At 73.9% G+C, this 24,174-nt stretch carries 28 protein-coding genes; 16 read left to right on the top strand and 12 right to left on the bottom strand.

Annotated elements, in window-relative coordinates; all coding sequences use genetic code 11:
* Positions 1 to 99 precede the first annotated feature (99 nt).
* From EDD40_RS08285 to EDD40_RS08275, 3 genes are read left to right on the top strand one after another with little or no spacing between them, the layout of a single operon-like run.
* The gene (locus tag EDD40_RS08285) at positions 100 to 585 is read left to right on the top strand and encodes a GNAT family N-acetyltransferase (RefSeq protein WP_123742386.1); all 486 of its coding nucleotides are present in this window, start codon (positions 100 to 102) and stop codon (positions 583 to 585) included.
* A gap of 50 nt (positions 586 to 635) precedes the next feature.
* Entirely contained in the window at positions 636 to 1,214 is a 579-nt protein-coding gene (locus tag EDD40_RS08280) for a PadR family transcriptional regulator (protein ID WP_246037534.1), read from the top strand.
* Positions 1,211 to 2,386, top strand: coding sequence for an FAD-dependent oxidoreductase (locus tag EDD40_RS08275; protein ID WP_123742385.1), 1,176 nt, complete (start codon positions 1,211 to 1,213; stop codon positions 2,384 to 2,386). The genes EDD40_RS08280 and EDD40_RS08275 overlap by 4 nt, the downstream gene beginning before the upstream one ends.
* On the opposite strand, the gene EDD40_RS08270 is transcribed toward EDD40_RS08275, so the two are convergent.
* On the bottom strand, positions 2,331 to 3,524 hold the full coding sequence (locus tag EDD40_RS08270) for an RNA polymerase sigma-70 factor (protein ID WP_246037532.1): 1,194 nt from the start codon (positions 3,522 to 3,524) through the stop codon (positions 2,331 to 2,333). The two genes, EDD40_RS08275 and EDD40_RS08270, sit on opposite strands and share 56 nt — an antisense overlap.
* Before the next feature lie 353 nt (positions 3,525 to 3,877).
* Here EDD40_RS08270 and EDD40_RS08260 point away from each other — a divergent pair, with 353 nt between their 5' ends.
* On the top strand, positions 3,878 to 4,285 hold the full coding sequence (locus tag EDD40_RS08260) for a PPOX class F420-dependent oxidoreductase (protein WP_123742384.1): 408 nt from the start codon (positions 3,878 to 3,880) through the stop codon (positions 4,283 to 4,285).
* Here the strand turns inward: EDD40_RS08260 and EDD40_RS08255 are convergent.
* Positions 4,282 to 4,848, bottom strand: a complete 567-nt coding sequence (locus EDD40_RS08255) for a TetR/AcrR family transcriptional regulator (RefSeq protein ID WP_123742383.1) — start codon at positions 4,846 to 4,848, stop codon at positions 4,282 to 4,284. The genes EDD40_RS08260 and EDD40_RS08255 overlap by 4 nt on opposite strands.
* A gap of 90 nt (positions 4,849 to 4,938) precedes the next feature.
* Here EDD40_RS08255 and EDD40_RS08250 point away from each other — a divergent pair, with 90 nt between their 5' ends.
* Positions 4,939 to 5,370 (top strand): DUF4267 domain-containing protein, encoded by a 432-nt coding sequence (locus EDD40_RS08250; RefSeq protein WP_123742382.1) that lies wholly within the window; start codon positions 4,939 to 4,941, stop codon positions 5,368 to 5,370.
* Here the strand turns inward: EDD40_RS08250 and EDD40_RS08245 are convergent.
* Complete coding sequence (locus EDD40_RS08245; protein ID WP_123742381.1) at positions 5,336 to 6,205, bottom strand: class I SAM-dependent methyltransferase; 870 nt, start codon at positions 6,203 to 6,205, stop codon at positions 5,336 to 5,338. The two genes, EDD40_RS08250 and EDD40_RS08245, sit on opposite strands and share 35 nt — an antisense overlap.
* Positions 6,206 to 6,368: 163 nt before the next feature.
* On the opposite strand from EDD40_RS08245, the gene EDD40_RS08240 reads away from it, so the two are divergent.
* Both EDD40_RS08240 and EDD40_RS08235 read left to right on the top strand, forming a co-directional pair.
* Positions 6,369 to 7,229 carry a WXG100 family type VII secretion target gene (locus EDD40_RS08240; protein WP_123742380.1) on the top strand — a complete coding sequence of 287 codons (861 nt, stop codon included), beginning with the start codon at positions 6,369 to 6,371 and terminating at the stop codon, positions 7,227 to 7,229.
* Positions 7,229 to 8,617: a hypothetical protein gene (locus tag EDD40_RS08235; protein ID WP_123742379.1), complete on the top strand. Its 1,389-nt coding sequence runs from the start codon at positions 7,229 to 7,231 to the stop codon at positions 8,615 to 8,617. The genes EDD40_RS08240 and EDD40_RS08235 overlap by 1 nt, the downstream gene beginning before the upstream one ends.
* Positions 8,618 to 8,635: 18 nt before the next feature.
* Here EDD40_RS08235 and EDD40_RS08230 read toward each other — a convergent pair whose 3' ends face one another.
* From EDD40_RS08230 to EDD40_RS43325, 3 genes are all read right to left on the bottom strand, one after another.
* Positions 8,636 to 10,135 (bottom strand): hypothetical protein, encoded by a 1,500-nt coding sequence (locus EDD40_RS08230; protein ID WP_123742378.1) that lies wholly within the window; start codon positions 10,133 to 10,135, stop codon positions 8,636 to 8,638.
* 107 nt (positions 10,136 to 10,242) lie between these two features.
* A complete protein-coding gene (locus tag EDD40_RS44315) occupies positions 10,243 to 10,377 on the bottom strand; it encodes a hypothetical protein (RefSeq protein WP_281277754.1) in 135 nt (44 codons plus the stop codon).
* A 3-nt stretch (positions 10,378 to 10,380) separates the two neighbouring features.
* Positions 10,381 to 10,632: a hypothetical protein gene (locus EDD40_RS43325; protein WP_246037530.1), complete on the bottom strand. Its 252-nt coding sequence runs from the start codon at positions 10,630 to 10,632 to the stop codon at positions 10,381 to 10,383.
* A 68-nt stretch (positions 10,633 to 10,700) separates the two neighbouring features.
* Between EDD40_RS43325 and EDD40_RS43320 the strand changes: the two genes are divergently transcribed.
* The 5 genes from EDD40_RS43320 (at position 10,701) to EDD40_RS08200 (ending at position 14,780) form a co-directional block, all read left to right on the top strand.
* Entirely contained in the window at positions 10,701 to 11,438 is a 738-nt protein-coding gene (locus EDD40_RS43320; protein ID WP_246037529.1) for a hypothetical protein, read from the top strand.
* Between the two features lie 157 nt (positions 11,439 to 11,595).
* On the top strand, positions 11,596 to 11,751 hold the full coding sequence (locus EDD40_RS43315) for a hypothetical protein (RefSeq protein ID WP_246037527.1): 156 nt from the start codon (positions 11,596 to 11,598) through the stop codon (positions 11,749 to 11,751).
* 181 nt (positions 11,752 to 11,932) lie between these two features.
* Positions 11,933 to 12,934 (top strand): FecCD family ABC transporter permease, encoded by a 1,002-nt coding sequence (locus EDD40_RS08210; RefSeq protein WP_123742376.1) that lies wholly within the window; start codon positions 11,933 to 11,935, stop codon positions 12,932 to 12,934.
* A complete protein-coding gene (locus EDD40_RS08205; RefSeq protein ID WP_123742375.1) occupies positions 12,931 to 13,959 on the top strand; it encodes a FecCD family ABC transporter permease in 1,029 nt (342 codons plus the stop codon). The genes EDD40_RS08210 and EDD40_RS08205 overlap by 4 nt, the downstream gene beginning before the upstream one ends.
* Positions 13,956 to 14,780 carry an ABC transporter ATP-binding protein gene (locus EDD40_RS08200; RefSeq protein WP_123747844.1) on the top strand — a complete coding sequence of 275 codons (825 nt, stop codon included), beginning with the start codon at positions 13,956 to 13,958 and terminating at the stop codon, positions 14,778 to 14,780. Before EDD40_RS08205 ends, EDD40_RS08200 begins: the two co-directional genes overlap by 4 nt.
* A 37-nt stretch (positions 14,781 to 14,817) precedes the next feature.
* Here the strand turns inward: EDD40_RS08200 and EDD40_RS08195 are convergent, their stop codons facing one another.
* A complete protein-coding gene (locus EDD40_RS08195; RefSeq protein WP_123742374.1) occupies positions 14,818 to 15,717 on the bottom strand; it encodes an NAD-dependent epimerase/dehydratase family protein in 900 nt (299 codons plus the stop codon).
* An 80-nt stretch (positions 15,718 to 15,797) separates the two neighbouring features.
* Between EDD40_RS08195 and EDD40_RS08190 the strand changes: the two genes are divergently transcribed.
* Positions 15,798 to 16,352, top strand: a complete 555-nt coding sequence (locus EDD40_RS08190; RefSeq protein ID WP_123742373.1) for a TetR/AcrR family transcriptional regulator — start codon at positions 15,798 to 15,800, stop codon at positions 16,350 to 16,352.
* Between the two features lie 90 nt (positions 16,353 to 16,442).
* Here EDD40_RS08190 and EDD40_RS08185 read toward each other — a convergent pair whose 3' ends face one another.
* Both EDD40_RS08185 and EDD40_RS08180 read right to left on the bottom strand, forming a co-directional pair.
* On the bottom strand, positions 16,443 to 17,306 hold the full coding sequence (locus tag EDD40_RS08185) for a fibronectin type III domain-containing protein (RefSeq protein ID WP_123742372.1): 864 nt from the start codon (positions 17,304 to 17,306) through the stop codon (positions 16,443 to 16,445).
* A 185-nt stretch (positions 17,307 to 17,491) separates the two neighbouring features.
* Positions 17,492 to 18,262 carry a carbon-nitrogen hydrolase family protein gene (locus EDD40_RS08180; protein WP_170185000.1) on the bottom strand — a complete coding sequence of 257 codons (771 nt, stop codon included), beginning with the start codon at positions 18,260 to 18,262 and terminating at the stop codon, positions 17,492 to 17,494.
* 137 nt (positions 18,263 to 18,399) lie between these two features.
* Here EDD40_RS08180 and EDD40_RS08175 point away from each other — a divergent pair, with 137 nt between their 5' ends.
* Entirely contained in the window at positions 18,400 to 20,391 is a 1,992-nt protein-coding gene (locus tag EDD40_RS08175) for a UvrD-helicase domain-containing protein (RefSeq protein ID WP_123742370.1), read from the top strand.
* A gap of 45 nt (positions 20,392 to 20,436) precedes the next feature.
* Here the strand turns inward: EDD40_RS08175 and EDD40_RS41560 are convergent, their stop codons facing one another.
* On the bottom strand, positions 20,437 to 20,688 hold the full coding sequence (locus tag EDD40_RS41560; RefSeq protein WP_170184999.1) for a hypothetical protein: 252 nt from the start codon (positions 20,686 to 20,688) through the stop codon (positions 20,437 to 20,439).
* Positions 20,689 to 20,871: 183 nt separating this feature from the next.
* On the opposite strand from EDD40_RS41560, the gene EDD40_RS08160 reads away from it, so the two are divergent.
* A complete protein-coding gene (locus EDD40_RS08160) occupies positions 20,872 to 22,218 on the top strand; it encodes a MalT transcriptional regulator family protein (protein WP_211348111.1) in 1,347 nt (448 codons plus the stop codon).
* Between the two features lie 16 nt (positions 22,219 to 22,234).
* On the opposite strand, the gene EDD40_RS41555 is transcribed toward EDD40_RS08160, so the two are convergent.
* Together EDD40_RS41555 and EDD40_RS08155 are read right to left on the bottom strand one after the other, a co-directional pair.
* Complete coding sequence (locus EDD40_RS41555; RefSeq protein WP_170184998.1) at positions 22,235 to 22,399, bottom strand: hypothetical protein; 165 nt, start codon at positions 22,397 to 22,399, stop codon at positions 22,235 to 22,237.
* A gap of 278 nt (positions 22,400 to 22,677) precedes the next feature.
* Complete coding sequence (locus EDD40_RS08155) at positions 22,678 to 23,694, bottom strand: LLM class flavin-dependent oxidoreductase (RefSeq protein ID WP_123742369.1); 1,017 nt, start codon at positions 23,692 to 23,694, stop codon at positions 22,678 to 22,680.
* 63 nt (positions 23,695 to 23,757) lie between these two features.
* On the opposite strand from EDD40_RS08155, the gene EDD40_RS08150 reads away from it, so the two are divergent.
* The gene (locus tag EDD40_RS08150) at positions 23,758 to 24,027 is read left to right on the top strand and encodes a GNAT family N-acetyltransferase (RefSeq protein ID WP_342777755.1); all 270 of its coding nucleotides are present in this window, start codon (positions 23,758 to 23,760) and stop codon (positions 24,025 to 24,027) included.
* Positions 24,028 to 24,174 lie beyond the last annotated feature (147 nt).

Genomic DNA, 24,174 nt, shown 5'->3' with positions numbered 1-24,174 from the left:
CCCGACACCCAACGAACCAGCCGTAGCCGTTCGTCACCAGCCCCATACGTAGGGTTGTGCGGCTGTGATCGGGTCCGCCGGCCGTGTGAAGCTGCGGCCATGACAGCCGAGACGACCGTTTCCCGGTGGCGTGACCAGGCGCTCGCGCCCCTCCTGCTCGCCTACCACCTGCGGACCGAGGCCGAGAAGGGCGTCGCCGTGTCCGCGGTCGGTGACCTGCCGCCGCGCTACCGGGCCGAGGTGCTCGACCCGCGGGCCGCGTTCGCCGCCGACGCCGTGTGGGTGGCCGAGACCGGCGGGACCGCGGTGGGCTGCGTGGTGGCGTCCGCGTCGGACGACGGCTCGCTGGAGGTCAAGCGGCTGTGGGTGGACCCGGCCGGTCGGGGCAGGGGCACGGCGAAAGCGCTGGTCGGGGCGGTGCTCGGGCACGCCGCCGACACCGGTGCGGCCTCGGTTCGGTTGTCCGTGTGGCAGTGGCGGCAGGACGCCGTCGGCCTCTACGAACGCCTCGGCTTCGTCCGGGTGGACTCCTGGGACGACCGGCCGGGGCTGGTGTGCATGACCCGTCCGACAACGAATAGTTGACGCTGACTAGTCGGTCCTGGATAGTCAGAGTTGACTAGGAGGTGGCGGTGGTGTCCAAGCGGAAGGTCGGCAACCTGCTCGGGTTGGCGGTGCTCGGCTATCTCGTCCGCGAGCCCCTGCACCCCTACGAGCTGAGCCGGCTCATGAGGGCGCACGGCGACGACCGCAGCATCAAGTTCACCCACGGCTCGCTCTACATGGTGTTCGGGCAGCTCCAGAAGGCCGGCTTCATCGTGGAGCACGAGACGTCCCGGGAGGGGCAGCGGCCGGAGCGCACGGTCTACGCGTTGACCGACGCCGGTCGCGCCGAGCTGAAGGACTGGATGCGGGAGCTGGTCGCCGAACCGGTGCACGAGCACCCGCGGTTCGTCGCGGCCCTGTCCATGATCGCGGCCCTGCACCCGGACGAGGTCGTCGCGCTCCTGCGCGACCGGCTCGACGGGCTGCGCCGGCAGGTGGACGAGGCCGAGGCGATCCTGGCCGGCGCCGACGCGCACCCGCTGTTCCTGGTCGAGGAGGAGTACCGCGTCGCGCTGCTGAACGCCGAGGTGGCGTTCGTCCGGCACTTCCTGGCGCGCATCGACGACTGGCGCCCGCTGTGGGCGGGTTTCCACGAGGGGGAACGATGAGGGCGACCGTGATCGGGGGAGGCATCGGCGGGCCCGTCGCCGCGATGGCCCTGCGCAAGGCGGGGATCGGGGCGACCGTGCACGAGCGGTACGACCGCACGGCCGACGGCTCGGGCGGCGCGCTGAGCATCGCGCCCAACGGGTTGCAGGCCTTGGCGGTGGTGGGGCTGGCCGACGCGGTGCGCGCGATCGGCACGCCGATGACCGCGATGGAGCTGCAGAGCTGGACGGGCCGGACGCTCGGCCGGTTCGGCAGCGAACCGCCACAGCTGCTGGTGTGGCGCTACGACCTGTACCGCCTGCTGCGGGAGGAGGCGGCCCGGCGGGGGATCGCCGTCGAGCACGGCAGGGAACTCGTCGCCGCCGAGGACCGCGGCACGCACGTCACGGCGCGGTTCGCCGACGGTTCCGCGGTGGACTCCGACCTGCTGGTCGGCGCGGACGGCATCCGGTCGACCGTGCGGCGGATCATCGACCCGGGCGCGCCGGGCCCGCGCTACGCCGGTCTGCTCGGCTTCGGCGCGCGGCTGGCGCGCACCGGTGAGGCGTCCTCCGGCGGCGCGATGCGGCTCGTGTCGGGCAAGCGCGCGTTCTTCGGCTACCAGGTCGACGACGACGGCTCGGGCGGCTGGTTCGCCAACCTGCCCCGCAAGACCCCGCTGACCACGGCGCAAGCGCGGGCCACGAGCCCGCGGGAGTGGCTGGACGTGCTGGCCGAGGCCTTCGCCGCCGACCGCACGCCCGCCGCGGCCATGGTCGCCGCCACCGACCCGGCCGACCTCGTCGTGACGGGCGCGTTGGAGGACGTGCCCAGCGTGCCGAGGTGGAGCCGCGGTCGGCTGGTCCTGGTCGGCGACGCCGCGCACGCTACGTCGCCCAGCTCGGGCCAGGGCGCCTCGCTGGCGTTCGAGAGCGCCGTGCAGCTGGCCCGCTGCCTGCGGGACCTGCCGCACGACGAGGCGTTCCGGGCCTACGAGGCGCTGCGGCGGGACCGGGTGGAGCGGATCATCGCCCAGGCCGCGCGGACGAACCGCGACAAGGCCGCCGGTCCCGTCGGCCGCCTGCTGCGGGACGCCCTGATGCCGCTGGCGTTCAAGTTCGTCGACCCGGCGAAGTTCACCTGGCAGTTCGACCACCGCATCGAGTGGGACGACACCCTCGGCCACGCCTGACCGCCGTCGTCTCGCGGAGCACCGCCCAGGCGTCCGCCACCGGGCCGACGTGCCCGAGCTCGTCGGGGTCGACCACCGTGCGGATCGTCCGCACCCGCCCGTCGAGGACGTCCAGCGCCCGGGTGTCGACGACCTCGCCGTCCCGGTCGCGGAACACCGCCCCCGGCTCGCCGTTCACCCGCCGGGGCTCCACCACGCCGCCGATCCGGGCGAACGGCGGCACGAGCGCGACCAGCACCCGGGCCACCTCCTCCGCGCCGACGAAGTCCGCGGCCCACCGAGGTCCCCTGCCGCCGGCGTCACCGACCAGGTGCACGTCGGCGGCGAGCAGTTCGCGCACCCCGTCCACGTCCACGTCCCCGTCGCGGAAGGCGGCGAAGAACCGCCCCGCGAGCTCGTCGCGCCCACGCCGGTCGGCGTCGAACCGCGGCAGGCCGTCGTCCACGTGCCGGCGCGCCCGCACGGCGAGCTGCCGGCACGCCGCCTCCGACCGGTCCACGGCCGTCGCGACCTCGGGGAAGCCGAACCCGAACACCTCCCGCAGCACGAAGACGGCGCGTTCGAGCGGGGACAGCCGCTCCAGCAGGAGCAGCGCCGCCACCGACAGCGAGTCGGCCGGCTCCGCCGACCGCTCCGGGTCCTGGTAGGGATCGGTGAGCAGCGGCTCCGGGAACCACGGCCCGACGTACTCCTCGCGCCGGACGCGGGCCGAGCGCAGCACGTCGATCGAGATCCGGGTGACCACGGCGGGCAGGAACGCCTGGGTCGACACCTGCCGGGTCGGGGACGCGTCGTGGCGCAGCCAGGTCTCCTGGACGGCGTCCTCGGCCTCGACCACGCTGCCCAGGATCCGGTAGGCGATCGAGAACAGCAGCGGTCGCAGCTCCTCGAACTCCTCGGCGCGGGTCACCGGGCCACCGGGCCGTCGGCGCCGCAGAACCCGGCGGTGGGCCCGTCCGCGCCGAGCGTGGCCGGCCGCACCACGACCGCCGCCCAGCGCCGCGGCGGCCTCCTCGCCGCGCCGCCGGTCGCGGGCGCCGAGCAGGACGGTGGAGCCCAACGCCGCGAGCCGCCCGGCGACCCCGCGGCCGATCCCCTTGTTCGCCCCGGTGACCAGCGCGACCTTGTGCCCGTCCATGACCTGCTCCTGTGCTCGGTGGACCCCGTCTTCGACACCCGAGACGAGACAGCCCAGGTCCCTGTGACATCCGGTCGGGGGAGAGACGGGACGCGAGCAGGACCCCACGCGTTCCCGACGCCCGGTGAACGGGTGGGGGACTGCGCCGATCGCGGTATTCCGCGATAGCGCGTCTCGGCGGAAACCCCGATCGCCAGGGTCCGGTTGCACCGGGCGAAGGGGGAACGCGAGGGTCCGTCGGCCGCACCGGGTCGGTCGTGCTGCTGGGCCGTCCGCCCGCCGGCGCCCTGGTCTCCGCCGAGTCCCGCCCTCGTCGAGGTGCCGTCCACCGCCGGGCCCCGGTAGCGTTCGGCATGGCCTTCACCGATGAGGAGATCGCGTACCTGAGGTCGCAGCCGCTCGGCCGGTTGGCGACCCTCGGCGCGGGCGGGCAGCCCGACGTCGTGCCGGTGGCCGTCGAGTTCGACGGAACGTTCCTGTGGGTCGGCGGTGGTGCGACGGTGCGCGCCACCCGGAAGTTCCGCAACGTCGCCGCCGGGAACCACAAGGTGGCGCTGGTGGTCGACGACCTGGTGTCACTCGAACCGTTCGTCGCCCGCGGCGTTCGCGTGTACGGCCACGCCGAGCAGCCCTTCGAGCGGGTCGGCCTGGTCGGCCCCGGCACCTACCTGCGCATCACGCCCACCGTGTCGTGGAGCTGGAACCTCGCGGGCGAGCCGGTCGGCGGCGCCTGGTACCCGTCGGACAGGACGGTGCACTAGGAGAACAGGCTCAGCAGCAGGTCGAGGCGGGCCCGGCGGTGGGTCGGGCGCAGGCGGTGGCCGTGGTCGAGGGTGGCTTGGCCGTGCAGGGCGCTCCAGAACACCTCGATCCTGGTCTCCACGTCGTCGCCGGCCAGGGGTTCGACGACGGCCACGAACTCGCCGAACGCGGCCCGCAGCTCGGGCGGGGTGTCGCCGGAGCCGAACGACAGGTCGACCTCCCGCACGAACATGGCTTCGTACAACGCGGGCCGTTCGGCGGCGAAGTCCAGGTAGGCGACCGCCAGCGCGCGCAGCGCCTGCCGGGGTGAGCGGTGGGCCGTGCGGGCGGCGCGCATGCGTTCGGTGATGTCGACGAAGCCCTGCACGGCCACGGCGCGCACGATCGCGTCCTTGCCCTTGAAGTGGCTGTAGAGCACCGGCTGGCTGTACTCGACGCGCTCGGCCAAGCGGCGGGTGGTGACCGCGTCCCACCCCTCCGCCTCGGCCAGCTCCCTGGCCGCGTCGACGATCAGCCGGTGCCGCTCGGCGCGTTCGCGCTCACGGCGCTCCTGGATGGACACGCTCCCGATGCTAGCAGCGCTAGACATTCGAGCGCACTTGTAGCTAGTGTCGCTCTTGTCCCTAGCACTGCTAGCACCTGGAGTCGGGTCATGACCCACCAGCGGATCAACACGGTCCTCGCCGCGCTCGTCGTCCTCGCCGGGTTCTCCTTCGGCCTCAACTTCCTGCTCGACGGGCCGGGCGCGGCAGCGGGGTTCGGCATCGACCCGTGGCCGGAGGGCAACGGGTACTTCGTGGTCAAGGGCGTGCGCGACCTCGCCTACGGGCTGACCGCGCTCATCCTGTTGCTGCTGCGGCACCGCCGCGCCCTCGGCTGGGTGGTGCTCGCCGACGCGATCATCCCGATCGGCGACTGCGTCGCCGTGATGACCGACGGCGGCACGGTGGGCTACGCGCTGGCCGTGCACGGCTCCGCGGCCGTGCTGGTGCTCGTCACGGCGGCGTCGCTGCTGTGGGAGACCCGGAAGACCTCGGGGTCGGCCACCCTCAAGCCGCGGACCCCGGCGACCCTGACGCGGTGAGCAGGAACGCGGGGGACCACCAGTAGTCGTGCAGCCGGGTGACCCGGACCTCGGTGAACCCGGCCCGCCCGACCTGCTCCGCCCACCGCGCCGCGGGCTGCTCCCAGGTGGCCCGGGTCGCCCCCGGCACCAGCTGACCGGTCAGCACCGGCATCAGGAACCCCTGCGCCACCAGGTCCCGGTCGGCCTCGTACTCGGTCAGCCCGCGCTCGTAGGCCTCGGCCAGGAACCGGCGGTGCTCCGGGCTCGCGTGCGGCAGGTCCGGCACGTCGAACTCGACCACGGCGAGCACGCCGACGTGCCCCACCAGGTCGGCCAGCACGCGGTCGCGCACCTCGTGCGGCAGGGTGTGCAGGGCGAACGTCGACTGGGCCACGTCGAACACGGCGTCCGCGGGCAGCTCCGCCGCGAACGGCTCCACCCTGGTGTTCCGGGCGTCGACGTCGTGGCCCGCCAACGCCCGCACCGCCTCGTCGAGCAACGCGGTGGAGGGCTCGACGAGCGTCACCGCGGCCGGCGCGCGGGTCGAGGCCATGACGGGCCGCAGCGCACGCCCGTCGCCGCAGCCGATGTCCAGCAGGCTCGCCGGCCGCGCCTCGGCGCACACCCGCCCCAACGCCTCGGTGACGGCCCCGTACAGCCCCACGTTGCCGCCGCCGTCGATGAACGCCTCGAACGCCGCGGGCCGGTCGTACAGCGAGCCGTCCCGCGCCGCCGCCAGGTGCTCGGCCAGCGCCGCCGCCAACGGGGTGCCCCCGCCCCGGAGCGCCTCCCTCGCGCCGCCGATGTCGCCGTCCGCCAACGCCCGCAACGCCTCGTCGATGTGGTTCGTCACGCCACGAGCATGCCAAACGACGACGGCGGAACCGGGCGTTGGCCGGACGTTGGCCTGTCGTTGGCGTGCCGGTGTCCACTGCACCTGAACGAATCCGAGCAGGGGGAGCGATTTCCGTGGTAACGCGAGGGCACGGCGGCGACGCGGCCGGGGAGGGCCGGCGATGACCGACCAGTGGACCGGAGCCGGGATCTTCGAGAGCTATTCGAGCTTCGTCAAGACGATCGAGGGCGACGCGCAGAGCGAGACCGAACGCGTCCTGGACATCACGTTCGGCGCGATCGACGTGGTCGCCTCGACGGTGGCGCTGGTCGTCGACCCGATCGGCACGCTGCTGGCGGCCGGCATCGGGTGGCTGATCGAGCACGTCAGCTTCCTGCGCGAGCCGCTGGACATGCTGATGGGCGACCGCGACGCCATCCAGGCGCACATCGAGCTGGTCAAGGCCGACGCCAAGCAGATCCGCGACCAGGCCGAGCTGCACAAGACCGCGATGGCCCAGTTCACCGGCTGGGAGGGCAAGGCGGCCGAGGCGTTCAAGCAGAGCATGGACCGGCTCGGCGGCGAGCTGGACTCGCTGGCCGAGGTCGTGGACGGCACGGCGCGCGTCACCGCGGTGACCGGCACGCTGATCATCATCCTGCGCGACATCGTGCGCGACCTGATCGCCGGCCTGCTCGCGCAGCTCGTCAAGGGCGCGCTGATCGCGGCGGCCGCCGCGGTGTTCACCCTGGGCGCGTCCATCGTCGGGTTCATCGGCTACGCGGTCGGCGCGGCCACCGCGCTGGCGGTGCAGATCGGCGCCCGGATCGCCAAGCTGATCGCCGCGCTGGGCAGGCAGGCCGCGCGGCTGGGCAAGCTCGGCGGTTCGATGGGCTCGATCGGGCAGGGCTTCTCGCGGTTCGGCGACGCGGGCGGCATCGTGCACGAGGGCGTGAAGGCCGGCGGCGGGTACGGCGACTTCTACGGCGACGGCAAGAACGGCGTGCCGCCGCGGACCGACCAGCCCAAGGCGGCCGTCTGATGGCGCGCCACGGAGGCGGCAGCTCCTCCTCGGGCGACTCCTCGCCGCCGCCCGGCAGCCCGGACAGCACCACCAGCACGACCAGCAACCCGTTCAGCGACAGGCACGAGATCAGCCCGCCGCCCTCGCCGAACCCGTTCTCCGACTTCTACGCGGTCAGCGACAACGGCAGCGCGATGAGCCTGGACAACCTGGACTGGCAGGCGCAGAACCTGGACAACCTGGGCGACGGCCTCGCCACGACGAGCACGAACCTCGGCTCGCACCAGGCGACGGCGGAGGCGTACGGCGCGTTCGGCAGCATGATCGCGTCACCGCTGAACACGACGATCAGCCAGGGCGCGGACACCACGAAGGCCGCCGCCGACGCCGCCGCGAACGCCGCGCAGAAGGTCCGCGACTCGGCCGAGACGATGCGCACGACCGACAGCGCCATCACCGACGACCTGAACAGCATCGGGCAGGACAACGACGTCTACCAGGGACCGCCCGGCTCGTCGGGTGGTCGCCCCGAAGGCGGCGACCACCGCCCCGGCGACACCGACGGCCGGCCCACCGACGGCCAGGGCGACACCGTGCCGCCGCCGCCCGACGTGCCCGGTGACGGCCCGATGTCGCCGCCGCCGAACGCCACGCCGATGCCGAACCCCGACCCCAGGCCGATCGGCGACCGCATCGGCGACATCCGGCAGCAGCTCGGCGTGAACAACGACGTCGGCGCGGTCGTCGTGCCCACGGGCAACCGGCCGGACGGCCGCCCGTACACCCTGGACACGCCGGTCATGGACCTGCCGCCGGAGAACCGCCACGGCCTCACCCCCGAGCAGCAGGGGATGACCCTCGGCGAGATGATGGGCTACCCGCCGGACCTCATGGCCGACCCGGACTTCGCGGGCACCCCGGCCAAGGACGCCCTCGACATGCAGGGCGGCGGCGCCTACAACGGCGACAGCAACCTCCTCATGCTCGACGACCAGCACAACGACAACGCGACGTTGATGCACGAGGTCGGGCACGCCCGGCAGAACGAGCACGGCTTCAACAACCACAACGCGCAGAACACGTTGCTGGAGTACCAGAACGTGCTGATCAACGAGAACGCCCACCACGACGCGAACGGCAACCCGCCGCGGCTGTCCTACCAGCCGCCGTCGGGCCAGCCGCAGACCGACTGGAACGGCCTGCGCGACTACATCCAGGGCAACACGGTCACCGTGGGCGGGCAGCAGCTCACCATGAACCCCGCCCAGCGGGACCAGAGCCTGGTCCTGTTCAACCAGATCGAGCAGCTCACCGGGCCCGGCGGCCCGTACGCGGGCAACGGCGCCCAGGTGCGCGACAACCTGATCAAGGAGTTCTTCGCCAAGGAGAAGCAGCTCCAGGGGTAGCGCGCCCCCCGCCCCCGGCTACCCGCGCCCGGGGGCGGGGCTGCGCATCACGATCAGGTCGCCGTGCCCGCCGTAGCCCAGCACGGGCTCGGCGTACTGCGTGCCGTCGAACGTGATCAGCCACCACTCGCGGCCGACCGGCAGCAGCACCGGGTGCGGGATGTTCGTGCCGTACGGCGCGTCGAGCGTGCCCAGCTTGCGCATCGCCAGGTCGTACACCGGGTACTCGCGGGCGTCGCCGTCGCTGGCGAACAGGTACCACTCGCGGCCGACCCGCTGGATGATCGTCCCCTCGGTCTGGTCCACGGTGCGGTCCGCGCCGACGAGCCGCGTGGCGGTGTAGTCCGCGCCGGGTGCCGCGACGGCCAGCGCCGGGTGGAACACGAACGCCGGCTGCTGCGCCTCGCTCTCCACGAACGCCAGGTGCCAGCGGTCGCCCACGCGGGTCAGGGCCGGGTCCCACGAGCTGACGGAGGTCGGCAGCGGCAGCCGCTCGGTGCGCAGGACGTGCACGCCGCGCAGCACGTTCGCGGTGGTCGTGGTGTGCCGCACGTGCACGCCCTGGAACGCGAAGTCGCCCCACGAGCTCATCAGCAGGATGAACCGGCCGGTGCGGTCGTCGTGCACGATCTGCCCGGCGTGGTCGCCCAGCACCACGCCGTCGCGCTCGAAGAACAGGATCGCGACCTGCTCCAGCTTCGACGGGTCGGCCAGGTCGATCGTCCACACCGCCCAGTGCGCCTGCTGGAAGAAGCCGAGCCCGGCGTTGGTCATGGTCAGGTACAGCTTGCCGTCGCGGATGAACGGCCTGCCGTCGGCGTGCTGCACCACGTGCGGGTCGCGGACGCCGGCCTGGCCGAAGTAGCCCGCGCGCACCCGGCCCAACCGCACGTCGCCGCCGCGCCCGCCGTAGACGTAGTCGAGGCCGCCCAGCACTGCGGGCACCCGCAGGTCGACCAGCGCGCGCACGCCGTCCCGCTCGGTCAGCACCGGCTGCCAGCCGGTGCCCGTGCCGGTGGTGTCGACCAGGACGGTGACCGCGTTCTCGTTGACCACGACGGCGAACCGGAACGCGCCGGCCACGCGCACGTCGGCGGTCTTCACCACGGTCGTGGCGCCACCGGCGGTCACCTCGATCGAGGCCTTGCCGGTGGTCGTGTCGAGCGTGCCGAGCACGGAGGTGGCGCCGCCGGCCAGGCCCGCGACCACCACGCCCTGCGCGCGCTGCACCTCCACCAGCACCGAACCGAACGGGGCGCGGGGCCGCACGCCGGTGCTGACCAGCGTGTCCGAGGTGGCGGGCGGTCGGGCGATGGCGCTGTCGTACTGCACGAACCGCGGTGCGACCAGGTCGAACGGGCGGTGCTTGTGCGTCACCGCGAAGTGCAGGTCGAACGGAGTCGTGGCGGGCTGACCCATCGCCGGCACGTTACCGAACAGGGCGGAGAGCGCCCCGACCGCACCCGCCGCCCCGGCGTGGCGCAGCAGCGTGCGCCGATCCATGTCCCGTGCCGCCATCGGACCTCCTCGGACTCCTGCCGGTACTTGTCAACCATGTGTTACAGGCAGACGTGACCAAGTGTCCAGAGGTGGTTCGGGCACCCGGCGCCGCGCGGGCCGGTGCGTCAGGACGCGGCCGGGCGATCCTCGGGCCGGAGCTTGGCGATCAGCTCGCCCCGGCCGCGCACGTCGACCTTGCCGAACACCGACTTCAGGTGGTCCCGCACGGTGTGCGCGGAGATGGCGAGCCGGGCCACCATGTCCTAAGTGGACCGTCCGGCGATCACTTCGCGGCACACCTCGCGCTCGCGGGCGGTGAGGCCGCAGGCGGCGAGCAGCAGGCCGAGCAGCTCGCCGCCGGACGCCCGTTCGACGGTCACCACCGTCTCGCGGTCGTCCTCGGCGATCAACCGACTGGCGTGCAGGAGGACCCAGCCGCCGGACGCGTCGCGCACGCGTGGCCGGAACGTGCCGGTCGGCGCCGCCCGCGCCCCGGCCACCACGGCGCGCAGCATCACCGCGAACCGGCCGGGCGCGCGCCGCGACCCTCGTCGCGGCGGCCGGCGCGGGCGCGACGGAGGCGATGAACGCGGCCTCCCGGTCGGTGAACTCGCCGCGCCGCACCAGACCGGCCGCGCCCCAGCACGTGCCGTCCACCCGGAACACCGCGCGCAGCTCGCGGCCGAGGCCGAGCGGTCGCCGCACCTCGTCGAGCCGGCTGCTGCGGGCGAGGCCGCGGCGCGGCACGTCCGACAGCCGCGCCACCGCCTCCGGGCGGCGCGCCGGCTCGGCGACCGCGTGCGGCTCGGCGCCGCCGTACTCGCAGGCCGCCGGCAGCGGCTCGTGCTCGGCCGGGGCGCCGGTCGGCCCGCTGGTCATGGAGCTGATCACGGCGGTGTCCGGGTCGAGCGACGCCCAGCAGGTCAGGTCGGTCGGCACGACCCGCTCGACCACGTCGATCGCGGCCCGGTGCAGCTCGGCGACCCCGAGGCCCGCCGACACCAGTGCGGCGATCTCGCGAGCGGTCGCGGACCGCTCCTACCGGCGGACCATGAAAACGCACCTGAGCACCGCAGGCGAGGGCTTCGAGCTGAACTCGCCGGACGCGAGGATCACCGTCAAGGTGGACGCCGCGCACACGCTCACCGTGCACTCGCCGTCAGTGCAGTTCCTGGCGTTCTCCCTCACCGACGCGATGGGCCGGTTCTTCCGCGACGTCGACCGGGCGGTGCCCGCCGACACGCCGCCGGCCGAGGCCGCGCCGGTGCTGCGGGAGGTCGTCGGGAGGCACGGGATCACGATGGGGGAGTGGTCGTCGTGAACGCCGTCGCCCAGGCCGCCGCGGGGGTGGCGGCGGGGATCCACCTGCTGGTGTTCGTGTGGGAGACGCTGCTGTTCCGGCGGCCCGGTGTGCACTGGGGCGTGTTCGAGGTGCCCGCCGACTGCACACGGGCGACGAACCGGTCGGCCGTGCGCTCGTGCTCTGCACGTGCGGCTTCACGGTGCCGGCCGGCATCGGTCTCGCCGTGTCGGACCGGCTCGCGTCGAGCCGGCCGAAGGGCGCGGGCGTCGTCGGGGCGATCGCCCAGCTCACGCCGCCGCTGGTCGCGGTCGTCGCGCTCCTCCTCGCGTGACCACCGCCCGGGACGGCACAGCGGCGGGTTCTCCAGGTCGGCGCACGGCTCGTCGCCCGCGTTCCGGATGACGTCCTCGCCCACCTCGTTGGTCGGGTCCTCGTCCACGTCGCGAGGCCAACCGGGCGATCGACTCGGCCCCGGTGTCGGTTAGCCTTACCTAAAATTCGGGGAGGTGCGGGTGTCGCGCGACGCGGTGCGAGGGGTCGGCCTGCTGGTGTCGATCGGCGTGCTCGGCCTGATCGTGCTGCTCAGCCTGTGGATCGGCACCAAGAGCATCCCCTTCGCCGACACCTTCGCCCTGCTCCTCGCCGACGACGGCACCGGCGACGCGGCCATCGTGCGCGACGTCCGCGTGCCCCGGGCGGTGCTCGGCCTGCTGGTCGGCGCGGCGCTCGGCCTGTCCGGCGCGGTGATGCAGGCGCTGACCCGCAACCCGCTCGCCGATCCCGGCCTGCTCGGCGTGAACATGGGCGCGGCGGCGGCGATCGTGTCCGCCATCGCGTTCTTCGGCATCACCAGCCCCACCGGGTACGTGTGGTTCGCCCTGCTCGGCGCGGCGGGCACGGCGACCGTCGTCTACGTCCTCGGGGCGGCGGGGCGGGGCGCGGCCACCCCGGATCGGCTGGTGCTCAGCGGCGCGGCGCTCACCGCGGTGCTCTACGCCTACGTCTCGGCGATCCTGCTGTTGTTCACGCACACGTTCGACTCGTTCCGGTTCTGGAACGTCGGCTCGCTCGCCGGCCGGGACTTCGAGCTGGTCGGCCAGGTCTCGCCGTTCGTGCTGCCCGGCATCCTCATCGCGTTCCTGCTGGCCCGGAACCTCAACGTGCTGGCGCTCGGCGACCACACCGGCAAGGCGCTCGGCGCGAACGTCAACCGCACCCGCGCGTTCGGCGTCCTGTCCGTCACGCTCATGGCGGGCGCCGCGACCGCCGCCGCCGGGCCGATCGCGTTCGTCGGCCTGACCGTGCCGCACGTGGCCCGCATGATCGGCGGCAGCGACCAGCGCTGGGTGCTGGCGTACTCGGCGGTGCTCTCGCCGATCCTGCTGCTCGGCTCGGACGTCGTCGGCCGGGTGGTCATCGCCCCGCAGGAGATGGAGGTCGGCATCATCACCGCGTTCATCGGCGCGCCGGTGTTCATCGCGCTGTGCCGCCGCCGGAAGTTGGCGACGCTGTGAGGACCGTCCGCACCCCCGCCGTCTCGCTGCGGATCAGCGAACGGGCGCTGCTCGTCAGCTCGGCCATCGCCGTGCTGACCGCGGTCGCCGCCGTCGCGACCATGGTCACCGGCGACTTCCCGCTGACCGTGGGCGAGGTGCTGGCCACGGTCGCCGGGCAGGGCGACGGCTACGCCGACTTCGTCGTCTTCACGCTGCGCCTGCCACGGCTGATCACCGGCCTGCTGGTCGGCGCGGCGCTCGCGCTCAGCGGCGCGATCCTCCAGTCCCTGTCCCGCAACCCGCTGGCCAGCCCCGACATCATCGGCTTCACCCAGGGCGCGGCCACCGGCGCGATCGCGGTGCTCGTGCTGGCGCAGGGCAGCATGGCGGCCACCGCGCTCGGCGCGACCGCCGCGGGCCTGCTCACCTCCACCGCCGTGTACCTGCTGGCCCTCAAGCAGGGCGTGCAGGGCTTCCGGCTGGTGCTCATCGGCATCGGCGTGAGCGCCATGATGCTCGCGGTCAACTCCTACCTGATCACGCGGGCCACGCTGGAGAGCGCGCTGGCCGCGCAGACGTGGCTGGTCGGCGGCCTGAACAACCGGGGCTGGGACCAGGCCCAGGTGGTCGCGGTCGTGCTGGCCGTGCTGCTGCCGTGCGCGCTGGCGCTGGGACGGCGGCTGGCGCTGCTGGAGATGGGCGACAGCGCCGCCACCGGCCTCGGCGTGAACGCCGAGCGCACCCGGCTGGCGCTGCTCGCGGTGAGCGTCGGCCTGGCCGCCGTCGCCACCGCCGCCGCCGGGCCGATCAGCTTCGTGGCCCTGGCCGCGCCGCAGGTCGCCCGCCGGCTCACCGGCGCGTCCGGGCCCGGCCTGGCCGCGTCGGCGCTCACCGGCGGCCTGCTGCTGGTCGTCGGCGACTTCGCGGTGCAACGGCTGTTCCCGACGACCCAGCTGCCGGTCGGCATCGCCACCGGCGCCATCGGCGGGCTCTACCTGGTGTGGCTGCTGGCCCACGAGTGGCGGAAGGGGAGCACGACGTGACCGTGCCGAAGACGGGGCCGACCACCGGGCGACTGCGCGGTGCGGAGCTGACGCTGTCCTACGACGAGCGCGTCGTGGTGTCCGGGTTGGACGTCGAGATCCCGGACGGCTCGTTCACCGTCATCGTGGGCCCCAACGCGTGCGGCAAGTCCACCGTGCTCAAGGCGTTGGCGCGGATGCTCAAACCCCGCGCCGGGGCCGTGTACCTCGACGGCCGGGCGATCTCCGCCTACCGCTCCAAGGAGGTCGCGCGCCGGCTGGGCCTGCTGCCGCAGACCTCCATCGCGCCCGGCGGCATCACCGTCGGCGAGCTCGTGGCCCGGGGCCGGTACCCGCACCAGCGGCTGCTGCGGCAGTGGTCCGCCGAGGACGAGGAGGTCACCGCGGGCGCGATGCGGATGACCGGCGTGCACGACCTGGCCGACCGCCTGGTGGACGAGCTGTCCGGCGGGCAGCGGCAACGCGTGTGGCTGGCCATGGTGCTCGCGCAGCAGACGTCGATCCTGCTGCTGGACGAGCCGACCACGTTCCTCGACATCGCGCACCAGGTCGAGGTGCTCGACCTGTGCGCCGACCTGCACGAGGACGGCAACCACACGCTCGTCGCCGTGCTGCACGACCTGAACCAGGCGTGCCGCTACGCCACCCACCTGATCGCGATGAAGCCCGGTGTCGGCGTGGTGGCGCAGGGCGAGCCCGCCGCCGTCGTGACCGCCGAGCTGGTGGAGGACGTGTTCGGCCTGCCGTGCCGGGTGATCGAGGACCCGGAGACCGGCACGCCCCTGGTCGTGCCGCTGCGGCGGCAGCGCGTCACCGCGTAACGCGTCACGTCACGGCGGTCACGTCACCGCGCGGTGGTCACTGCGGCAGGCGGTAGGCGCCGGCGGCGATGTCGGCGAGCAGCGTCGGGCCGGTCGGCGTCCAGCCCAGCAGGTCCCGGGTGCGGGCGCTGGACGCGGTGATGTCCATGCCGGCGAAGTGCCCGATCCAGCCGAAGTGCGCCTCGGCGTCCTCCCGCGGGACCGACACCGTGTCCAGGCCCAGGTAGTCGCCGATGGCGGCGGCGATGTCACGGGTCGGCAGGCCCTCCTCGGCCACGGCGTGCACCCGCGACCCCGCCGGCGCCCGGTCCAGCGCGAGCCGGACCAGCCGTGCCGCGTCGGAGCGGTGCACGGCGGGCCAGCGGTTCGAGCCGTCGCCGAGGTACCCGACCGCGCCCCGGTGCTTCGCGACCTTCGCCAGGACCGAGACGAAGCCGGGGTCGCCCGCGCCGTGCACGGACGCGGCGAAGCGCAGCGCCACCGGCCGGACACCGCGGTCGGCGTAGGACAGGGCCAGGTTCTCGCTGCCGCCGCGCGGCGAGTCGGCGCCGTGGTGCGGCGACGGGTCGTCCTCCGTCAGCGGCCGGTCCGCGATGTCCGAGGCCACGCCGGAGGCGAGCAGGAACGGCTTGCCGCTGCCCTCGACGGCGTCGAGCATCCGGCGCACGGCGGAGTGCTCGCTGCGGCCGGCGCCGGCGTAGTCGGTGAAGTCGTGCTTGAAGGCGAGGTGGACGACGGCGTCGGCGGCCACCGCCCCGGCGGCCAGGCTGTCGACGTCGTCCAGGCTGCCGCGGTGCGCGGTCGCGCCCTTGGCCTCCAAGGCGGCAGCCGCCTCGGCGGTGCGGGCGAGGCCGACCACCTCGTGGTCGTGGGCGAGCAGTTCGTCGGTGACGGCCGAGCCGATCCAGCCGGAGGCACCGGTGACGAAGACGCGCATGGCGTTCCTTCCGCTATGTCAGTGACTGACATCGACCGTAGCACGCCATGTCAGCGACTGTCATCACTACACTCGCGGTCATGAGCCGCTGGGAGCCGGACGCCCGCGGGCGGATGATCCGCGCCGCGATGGACCTCTTCGCCGAGCGCGGCTTCGAGCAGACCACCGCCGGGGACATCGCCGAACGCGCCGGCGTGACCGAGCGGACGTTCTTCCGCCACTTCGCCGACAAGCGCGAGGTGCTCTTCGACGGGGCCCAGGTGATGGAGCAGGTGGCGTCGACCGCGATCCTCGGCGCGCCGCCCACCGCCGAACCCCTCGACGCCGCGTTGGCCGGCGTGGTCGCGGCGGGCGCGCTGCTGGAGGACCGGCGCGAGCACGCCGTGCGGCGCAACCGCTTGATCGAGGCCAACCCGGGCCTGCGGGAACGCGAGCTGCTCAAACTCGCGGCGCTGGCCGGCGCGACCGCCGGGACGTTGCGCGAGCGGGGCGTCGCCGACCAGGTCGCCGACCTCGCCGCGCACAGCGCCGTGACGGTGTTCCAGGTCGCCGTCACCCGCTGGGTGGCCGAGGACGAGCCGCCTCCCCTCGCCGACTGCATCGCGGACAGCGCGGCGGTGCTGCGCGCCCTGTGAGGGGCCGACAGCCGCACCAAAGGCATCGCGCGCAGCCCGATCGCCGGGGTCCGCGAGTGGCGGACCCCGGCGATCGGCGGGTCGTGCGGGTCAGGCCCGCGGGAGGGTGAAGATCAGGCCCTTGCTCATCTTCGACCGGATGCCCTGCACGTCCACCGTGACGACCTTCGCCCGGTGCTGCGTGTCCGGGGTCAGCCCGGTCAGCGTGACCTGGTTCTCGGTGACGAAGCCGGTGTGCCCGCCGTCACCGTCCAGGTACACGTCGTAGCCCCCGATCTTGTTCCACCAGGGGTAGCCCTGCCAGGTCAGCGTCACCGACGTCGGGGTCGTCGAGACCACCGTCAGCCCGTCCGGGCGCGGTGGCCGCTCCGCGATCAGGCCCTGCACCAGCACGGTGCCCAGCAGGTCGTTCTGCGCCGGGTCGTGCGTGCAGGAGGCGGTGATCGTGCCGAGAGGCGTGCCGTCCGCGCGCTTGGGGCGCAGGGTCAGCGCCAGGTCGTCCACGCGCACGTCGTAGCCGCCGGGAACGCTCAGCACCTGGGCCGGGAAGGCGCCCGCGGCCCGCACCGCGGTCCCCTGGGTGGTCTGCAACCACTTGGGCGCGAAGGTGAACGCGGCCTCGGTGGTCCGCGTCCCGTCCGGGCCGACGATCCTCGCGCCGAGCCTCGCGGTGCTGTCACCGTCCAGGCGCACCCCCTCGGCGAGGGTCAGGACCGGGCGCAGCTCGCGCATGTCCAGGTCCACGTCGATGTAGAAGTACTGGTTGCCGGGTGCGCTGTTCGAGCCGGCGCCATCGTTCGGCAGGCCGCCGACGACCCACACGGTCATCTGGGCGCCCGGACCGGCGGAGGTCGTGCAGGTGTACTCCACGCGCACCGCGCTCGTGTCCGCCGACGCCGGGCTCGCGGCCCCCGTCAGCGCCCCGGCGGCCGCCAGGGCCGAGACCAGGGACAAGGCGGTGATGCGAAAGGGGGTCCATTTTTTGCGCAACTTCCACGTCCTCTCCGTGTTCACCCGCCCACGGACAGCGTCCCGCAGATCAACCCCTATGCGGGGTCGACCATCCAGACGAAGTTGGGCATGCCCGACCGGCGACCCACCCCGGTCACGACCACGGCCTCGCCGCCCGAGACCGGCGGCTACCCCCGGTATCCGGCTCGCCGGTCGTCCGCGCGCAACCGGTCGAGCTCGGCGCGCTCCAGCCGGGCCGTGACGACCCGCGGCCCCGCGCCCGCCGCGACCACCCGCCGCCCGTCCGGGTGCCACACCCCGCTGCCGCCGCACGAACGCCACCCCGGACCGGCGCCGGCCAGGTTCGCCACCAGCGCGTACATCCGGTGGTCCATCGCGCGGGCCGCCGGGTGCACGTCGAGCCGCCCTTCCTGGCCCTCGGTGTACAGCGCCGACACCGCGTACACGTCCGCGCCGCGCCGGGCGGCTCGCAGCGCGTGCTCGGGGGCCGCCGCGTCGTAGCAGACGGCCAGCGCCACCCGCCAACCCCGGACGTCCACCGGCGGCGCGGGCTCGTCCGGCTCGAACAGTTCCCGCTCGGCCCGGCTCGGGTACTGCTTGCCGACCACGTCGACCGAACCGTCCGGGGACAACGCCACCGACGCCAGCAACCGGCGACCGTCCGGCCCCAGCCACGCCGCGCCGACCACCGCCGTGACCCCGTGCGCCCGGCTCGCCTCGCGGACCACGTCCAGCCGCGGGTCGTCGGCCGTCACCCAGCACGCCTGCTCGGCGAGCCGGTCCAGGTCGTAGCCGGTCAGCGACAGCAGCGGGAACAGCACCAGGTCCGCGTCACCGGCCTCGGAGACCACGTCGGCCGCGCGGCGCGCGTTCTCCGCGACGTCACCGGGCACGGGCGCGTGCTGCGCGACGGCGACCACCAACTCGTCGTATTCCACGTCGCCGATCATTTCACGCGATCGGGGGGTGCGAGGCAGGTCCCGTGAAATGCGTCGGGGAATGTGCTAGACATAAAGGTTGATGTCGCCGGAAATGGCGGAGGAAAGACAATCCCAGTATATCACAGGGGGCAAGCGTGACCATCGGGGAATTGGCCGCCGAACAACAGCGGATCACCTTCCTGCACGATCGGCTGGCGCGGGAGCAGGCCGCCGCGCGAGCGGAGCTGGACGCCGCGCTCCAGGACGGCGACGAGCAGCGCTGGCACCGCGAAGTGGCCGTTCGCACACTGTCTGCGCAGGTCAGCCGCCTGAGCGTGGCAGCGGAGAACCTGTGCTTCGGCCGCATCGACACCACCGACGACCGCGTCTACGTCGGCCGGGTCGGCTTGTTCGACACCGAGCGCGACTACGAGCCGCTGCTGACCGACTGGCGCGCGCCGGCCGCCCGCCCGTTCTACACCGCGACCGCGGCGAACCCGGAAGGGGTGACCCGCCGCCGCCATTTCCGGACCAGGGGCAGCCGCTTGGAGGGCTTCCACGACGACGAGCTCCAGCTCACCTCGAAAGCGCTGATCGACGCGTTGAACGCGCCCCGCTCCGCCACCATGCGCGACATCGTGGCCACCATCCAGGCCGAGCAGGACGAGGTGATCCGCCTGCCGCACCGGGGCGTGCTGGTGATCGAGGGCGGTCCGGGCACCGGCAAGACGGCCGTGGCGCTGCACCGCGTGGCCTACCTGCTCTACGCGCAACGCGAACGGCTCTCCCGCCAAGGCGTGCTGGTCGTCGGCCCGAACGCGGGCTTCCTGCGGTACATCGGCGAGGTCCTGCCGTCCCTGGGCGAGACCGACGTCGTGTTCGCCACGCCGGGCGAGCTGTTCCCCGGCGTCCGGACCGACCTCGAGGACACCCCGGAGCTCCAGGCCCTCAAGGGCGGTCTCTCGGCCGTCGACCTGCTGGTCGAGGCCGTCGCCGACCGGCAGGAGCTGCCCGTCGAGCCCGTCCCGGTCGAACTGGAGGACGTCACCGTCCCGCTGACCGCCGCGATCGCCGGACAGGCCCGGGAACGGGCCCGCGCCGCCGGGCTCAGGCACAACGAGGCCCAACCCGTGTTCCACCGGGCCCTGGTGGACGCCCTGGTCGCGCCCGCGCTCGACCTCATCGGCGAGGACTGGCCGGAACTCGCGGCCGACGTGCGGCGCGAGCTCGCCGGCCACCCCGACGTGCGGCGGGCCGTCACCGGGCTGTGGCCGGTCCTCACGCCCCGGCAACTGCTCGCCGACCTCTACGCGGGCCGCTGCTCCGCCCTCGGACACCCCGAGCTGCGCCGCGCCGACCCGCACGCGTGGACGGTCTCCGACGTGCCGCTGCTGGACGAGGCCGCCGAGCTGCTCGGCTCCGACGGCGAGGCCGAGCGCCGCGCCGCGGCGGAACGCAGGCGCGCCGTCGAGTACGCGCAGGGCGTGCTGCACGTCATCGACACCGACCAGGCGATGCACGAGGACGAGCTGCGGGCCGTGGACCTGGTCGACGCCGAGTGGCTGGCCGACCGCCACACGGCCGCGGACCACCGGGTCCTGGCCGAGCGCGCCGCCGCCGACCGCGAGTGGACCTACGGCCACATCGTGGTCGACGAGGCGCAGGAACTGTCCGAAATGGACTGGCGGGTGCTGGCCAGGCGCGGGCCGAACCGGTCCATGACCATCGTCGGCGACCTGGCCCAGCGGCAGGCCGAAGCGGGCGCCCGCGACTGGCGGAAGGTGCTGGACCCGCTCGCCCGCGGCCGCTGGCAGCACCGCAGGCTCACGGTCAACTACCGCACACCCGCCGAGATCATGGCCTACGCCGCCGGCGCGCTGGCCGAGGTCGACCCCGACGCCGTCGCGCCGACGTCCGTGCGGCACGGTGAACCACCCCTGGAGGTCACCGGCGCGGACCCGTGGTCGTTCCGCCCGGCCACCGGCACGTTCGCGGTGATCAGCCCGGCCGGCCCGCTCACCCCGCGCGCGGCCAAGGGCCTGGAGTTCGACACGGTCGTCGTGGTCGACCCGGAGCGCATGACACCGGCCGAGCGGTACGTCGCCCTGACCCGCGCCACCCGCCGCCTGGTCGTGGTGCGCACCTGACGGCCCGCCGGGGACGTGCCCGCGTCCCCGGCGGACCTCCGGGAGTCAGGCGTCCGCGGTCGCCGGTTCGGCCGTCGGCGCGGCGGTCGTGGGCACGTCGCGCAGCACGGTCACCGCGAGCACGGCGGCGCCCGCGACCAGGACCGCCGCCACCACCGCCGCCACGTCGAGCCCGCTGGTGAACGCCGCCCGCGCCGACTCCACCAGCGCCCGCGCCGCCGCCTCCGGCAACCCGGCGGCGGCGGACAGCGCGCCCGACAACGAGTCCGCGGCCTCGGCGGGCACACCGGACGGCATCCGTCCAGCGCGGCCCTCAGCTGGGACGCCCTGGTCTGCAACGCGCCGGCGGGGTTCGCGGGCAACCGGTCGCCCCACAGGCGGTCGATCAGCCGGTCGGCGGGCACCACGCGGCCCGCGTCGAGCGCCAACTGGGCCGGCAGCGCCCGGACCTTCACCTCGGGGACGCGCACGGGACGGGCGTTGGTCGAACGACGGCACCGCGACCACTACGCGCGCCTGGCCGCGACCGCCGACCCGTTCCTGCGCGGCCCGGAGCAGCGGCGGTGGCTGCGCCGGCTCGACGACGAAGCGGCCAACCTGCGCGCCGCGATCGACCGCGCGGCCCGGGACGGCGAGGCGTTGCCGCTGGTCGACTCGCTGGCCTGGTACTGGGTGCTGCGCGGCAGGCTCGGCGAGGGCCGGCGGGCGTTCACCGCGGCGCTCGCCGGTGGCGGCCCGGAGGACCTGACGGGCGCGGTCCAGGCCTGGCACACCGCGTTCAACCTGCTCACGGGCGTGACGTCGGGCCTCGTGCCGCCGCCCGGGACCCGCCCCGCCGACCGGGGTGCCGCGGCACGCCGGGCCAGGGCCGAGTGGTTCCTCGGGTTCGTCGGTGCGGGGATCGGCGAGCGGGGCGTGGGCGAGGACCTGGTCCGGTCGGCGCCGGCGGTGTTCCAGGCCCAGGACGACCGGTGGGGCACGGCCGCCGCGCTCGGCACCCTCGCGCGCTACGAGCGGATGCGCAGCGACCTGGAAGCCCTGGCGCGGCACGGCGAGCGCAGCATGGCCCTGTTCACCGAGGTGGGTGACCGGTGGGGGCTGCTGCACGCGACGTCAGGGCTCGGCGCGCACGCGGAGATCGTCGGCGACTACGAGCGTGCCGCGGCCCTGCACCGCGAGGGCCTGCGGATCGCCGAGGAGCTGGGCCTGAGCACCGACGTGGTGGACGAGCTGTCCGCGCTGGGCCGCATCGCGCTGCTGACCGGCGACCACGAGCAAGCCGACGAGCTGCACGACTGCGCCCGCTCGCGGGCCGCCGCGCAGGGCTACACGACCGGCGAGGAGTTCGCCGAGCTGGGCCTGGCGCTGAGCCTGCGCCGCCAGGACCGGCTCGACGAGGCCGAGGCGCTGCTGCGCAAGTGGCTGGTCTTCGACCGGCGGCTCGAGTCGGACATCGCGATCGCCCTCGTCGTCGCCGAGCTGGGCTTCATCGCCGAACGGCGCGGCGACGCCGAAACCGCCCGCGCCCTGCACCTGGAGGGCCTGGCCGCGGCACGCGAGTCGACCGACCCGCGTGCCGTGGCCCTGGCGCTGGAAGGACTGGCCGGCGCGGAGGCCCTGGCCGGCGACCACCGCCGAGCGGCCCGCCTGCTGGGCGCCGCCGCGGCCCTGAGGGAAGGAGCGGGCGCCCCTCTCCCGCCCGGCGAGCGCGGCGACGTGGCCCGGATCACCACGGCCACCCGCGCCGCCCTAGGTCCCGCGCCCTTCACCTCGGCGTTCACCGAAGGCCGTGCTCACGGCGCGGCACCGGACCTGCCGGTCCCCTGACTCCCCGGTCGCGCCCTCACCCCGTGGGCGGGGTCTCGTTGGGCGCGGGCCGGTTGGGCGGTGGCGGCTCCGGGGTGGGCGGGATCGGCGGCTCCGTGCCGGGTGACGGCTCCCGAGGCGGCTGCGGCATCGGGGGCGGCACGGGGACGGGGCGCGGGTCGGGCGGTTGTGGCTGGACCATGGCAACCTCCTTCGCACCCGGACTACCCACTCCGCGAGAGTCCTACATCCAAAACGCGAGAGTCCTACCGTCAAACCTCGCGTGTCCTACGTTCAGAACACCCGTGTCCTGCGTTCGGAACACCCGAATTCAACGCTCAGCACACCCGACGGGCCTGTTCCACCCGAAACGACGACGATTCCGGGCACGGGATCACGGGTTCGGTGAACCGCCGTTCACGAGGCCTCGCGCGGACGAGTCCGGTCGACGGGGTCGACCGACCCGCGCGAGGTCGACGCTCAGGACGCGCGGCCCGCCGCCCGGGCCGACGACGGGTCCAGGTTCGGCAGCACCTCCCGGCCGAACAGGCGGATCGTGTCGAGCACGGCCTGGTGGGGGAGACCCCCTATGTCCACCATCACCAGCTGCGCGTCCAGCCCCAGCAGCCCGGTCAGCCGGTTCAGCCGCTCGGTCACCTCCGCCGGGTCGCCGCACACCGCCGCGCCCTCCATCAGCAGGTCGACGTCCACGTCGCCGTCACCGCGCCACGGGTCGGCGAACTCCGCGTACGCCGCCAGGTGGGGCCGCCACGTGGCCCGCGCCTCCGCCGCCGTCGGCGCGACGAACACGTGGCTCGGCAACGCCACCCGCCCGCCCCCGCCCATCGCCGCCCGGTAGCGCTCCACCACCGGCCGGTGCGTGCTCGGGTCCCGCAACGTGCTCGGCAGCATCAGCGGCAGCCCCAGCTCCACCGCCAGGTCCGCCGACACCGCCGACCCGCTGCCGATCCACACCAGCGGCCGTGGCTGCTGCACCGGCCGCGGCGTCGTCGTGACGTCCACCAGCGGACTGCGGTACTTGCCCTCCCACGTGACGTGCTTCTCCTCCAGCAGCCGCAGCAGCAGCCGCAGGTTCTCGTCGAACCGCGCCCGCAGGTCGTCCTGCACCCCGAACGCCGCGTCGGTGCGCTGCGACACACCCCGCGCCACGATCAGCTCCGCCCGGCCCCGTGACAGCACGTCCAGCGTGGCCAGGTTCTCCGCCACCCGCACCGGGTCGTGGTGCGCCAGCAGCGTCACCCCGGTGGACAGCCGCAACGTCGACGTGCGGTCGGCGATCGTGGCCAGCAGCAGCTCCGGCGCCGACACGATGTACCGGGTGAAGTGGTGCTCGCCGATGGCCACCCCGGTGAAGCCGGCTTCCTCCGCCACGACGGCCTGCTCGACCATCGCCCGCAGCCGGTCGCACTCGGTCACGGCCCGACCGGTGTACGGGTTGGGCAGGTGGTCGCCCAGGATCAGCAGGTACACGTCCATCAGACAATCTTGCACGCCGCGACTACCGTGGCACCGGCCGAACCAGAGCGTGGAGGAGCACCCGTGACCGCAGTGTCCGTGTCCGACAACCCCGAGCGGTCCCGCTACGAGGTCCGCCTGGACGGCGAGCTGGGCGGCTTCGCCGAGTACACCTCGGCGGACGGCGTCGTCACGTTCACCCACACCGAGGTCGCCGTCGAGGGCAAGGGCCTGGGCAGCCGGCTGGTCCGGCACGCGTTGGAGGACGTGCGCGCGAAGGGCCTGGCCGTCGTGCCCGAGTGCCCGTTCGTGCGCGGCTACCTGGAGAAGCACCCCGAGCTCGGGACCGGATGACGGCGCCCGCGCGCGCCGGTCAGTCGAATAGGCGCGCCTGATCACCAGCGCATACCTGGTCGAGGTTGCTCCTCCGTGTGAATCATCACAAATGGGGGTAACAACACGGCCAAGTAGGCGGCTTTTGGTCAACAGTGGTAGCTGATC

Source organism: Saccharothrix texasensis, assembly GCF_003752005.1.
Lineage (GTDB): Bacteria > Actinomycetota > Actinomycetes > Mycobacteriales > Pseudonocardiaceae > Actinosynnema > Actinosynnema texasense.
The sequence above is the reverse complement of the archived record's forward strand: the minus strand, read 5'-3'. Positions and strand labels throughout refer to the sequence as shown.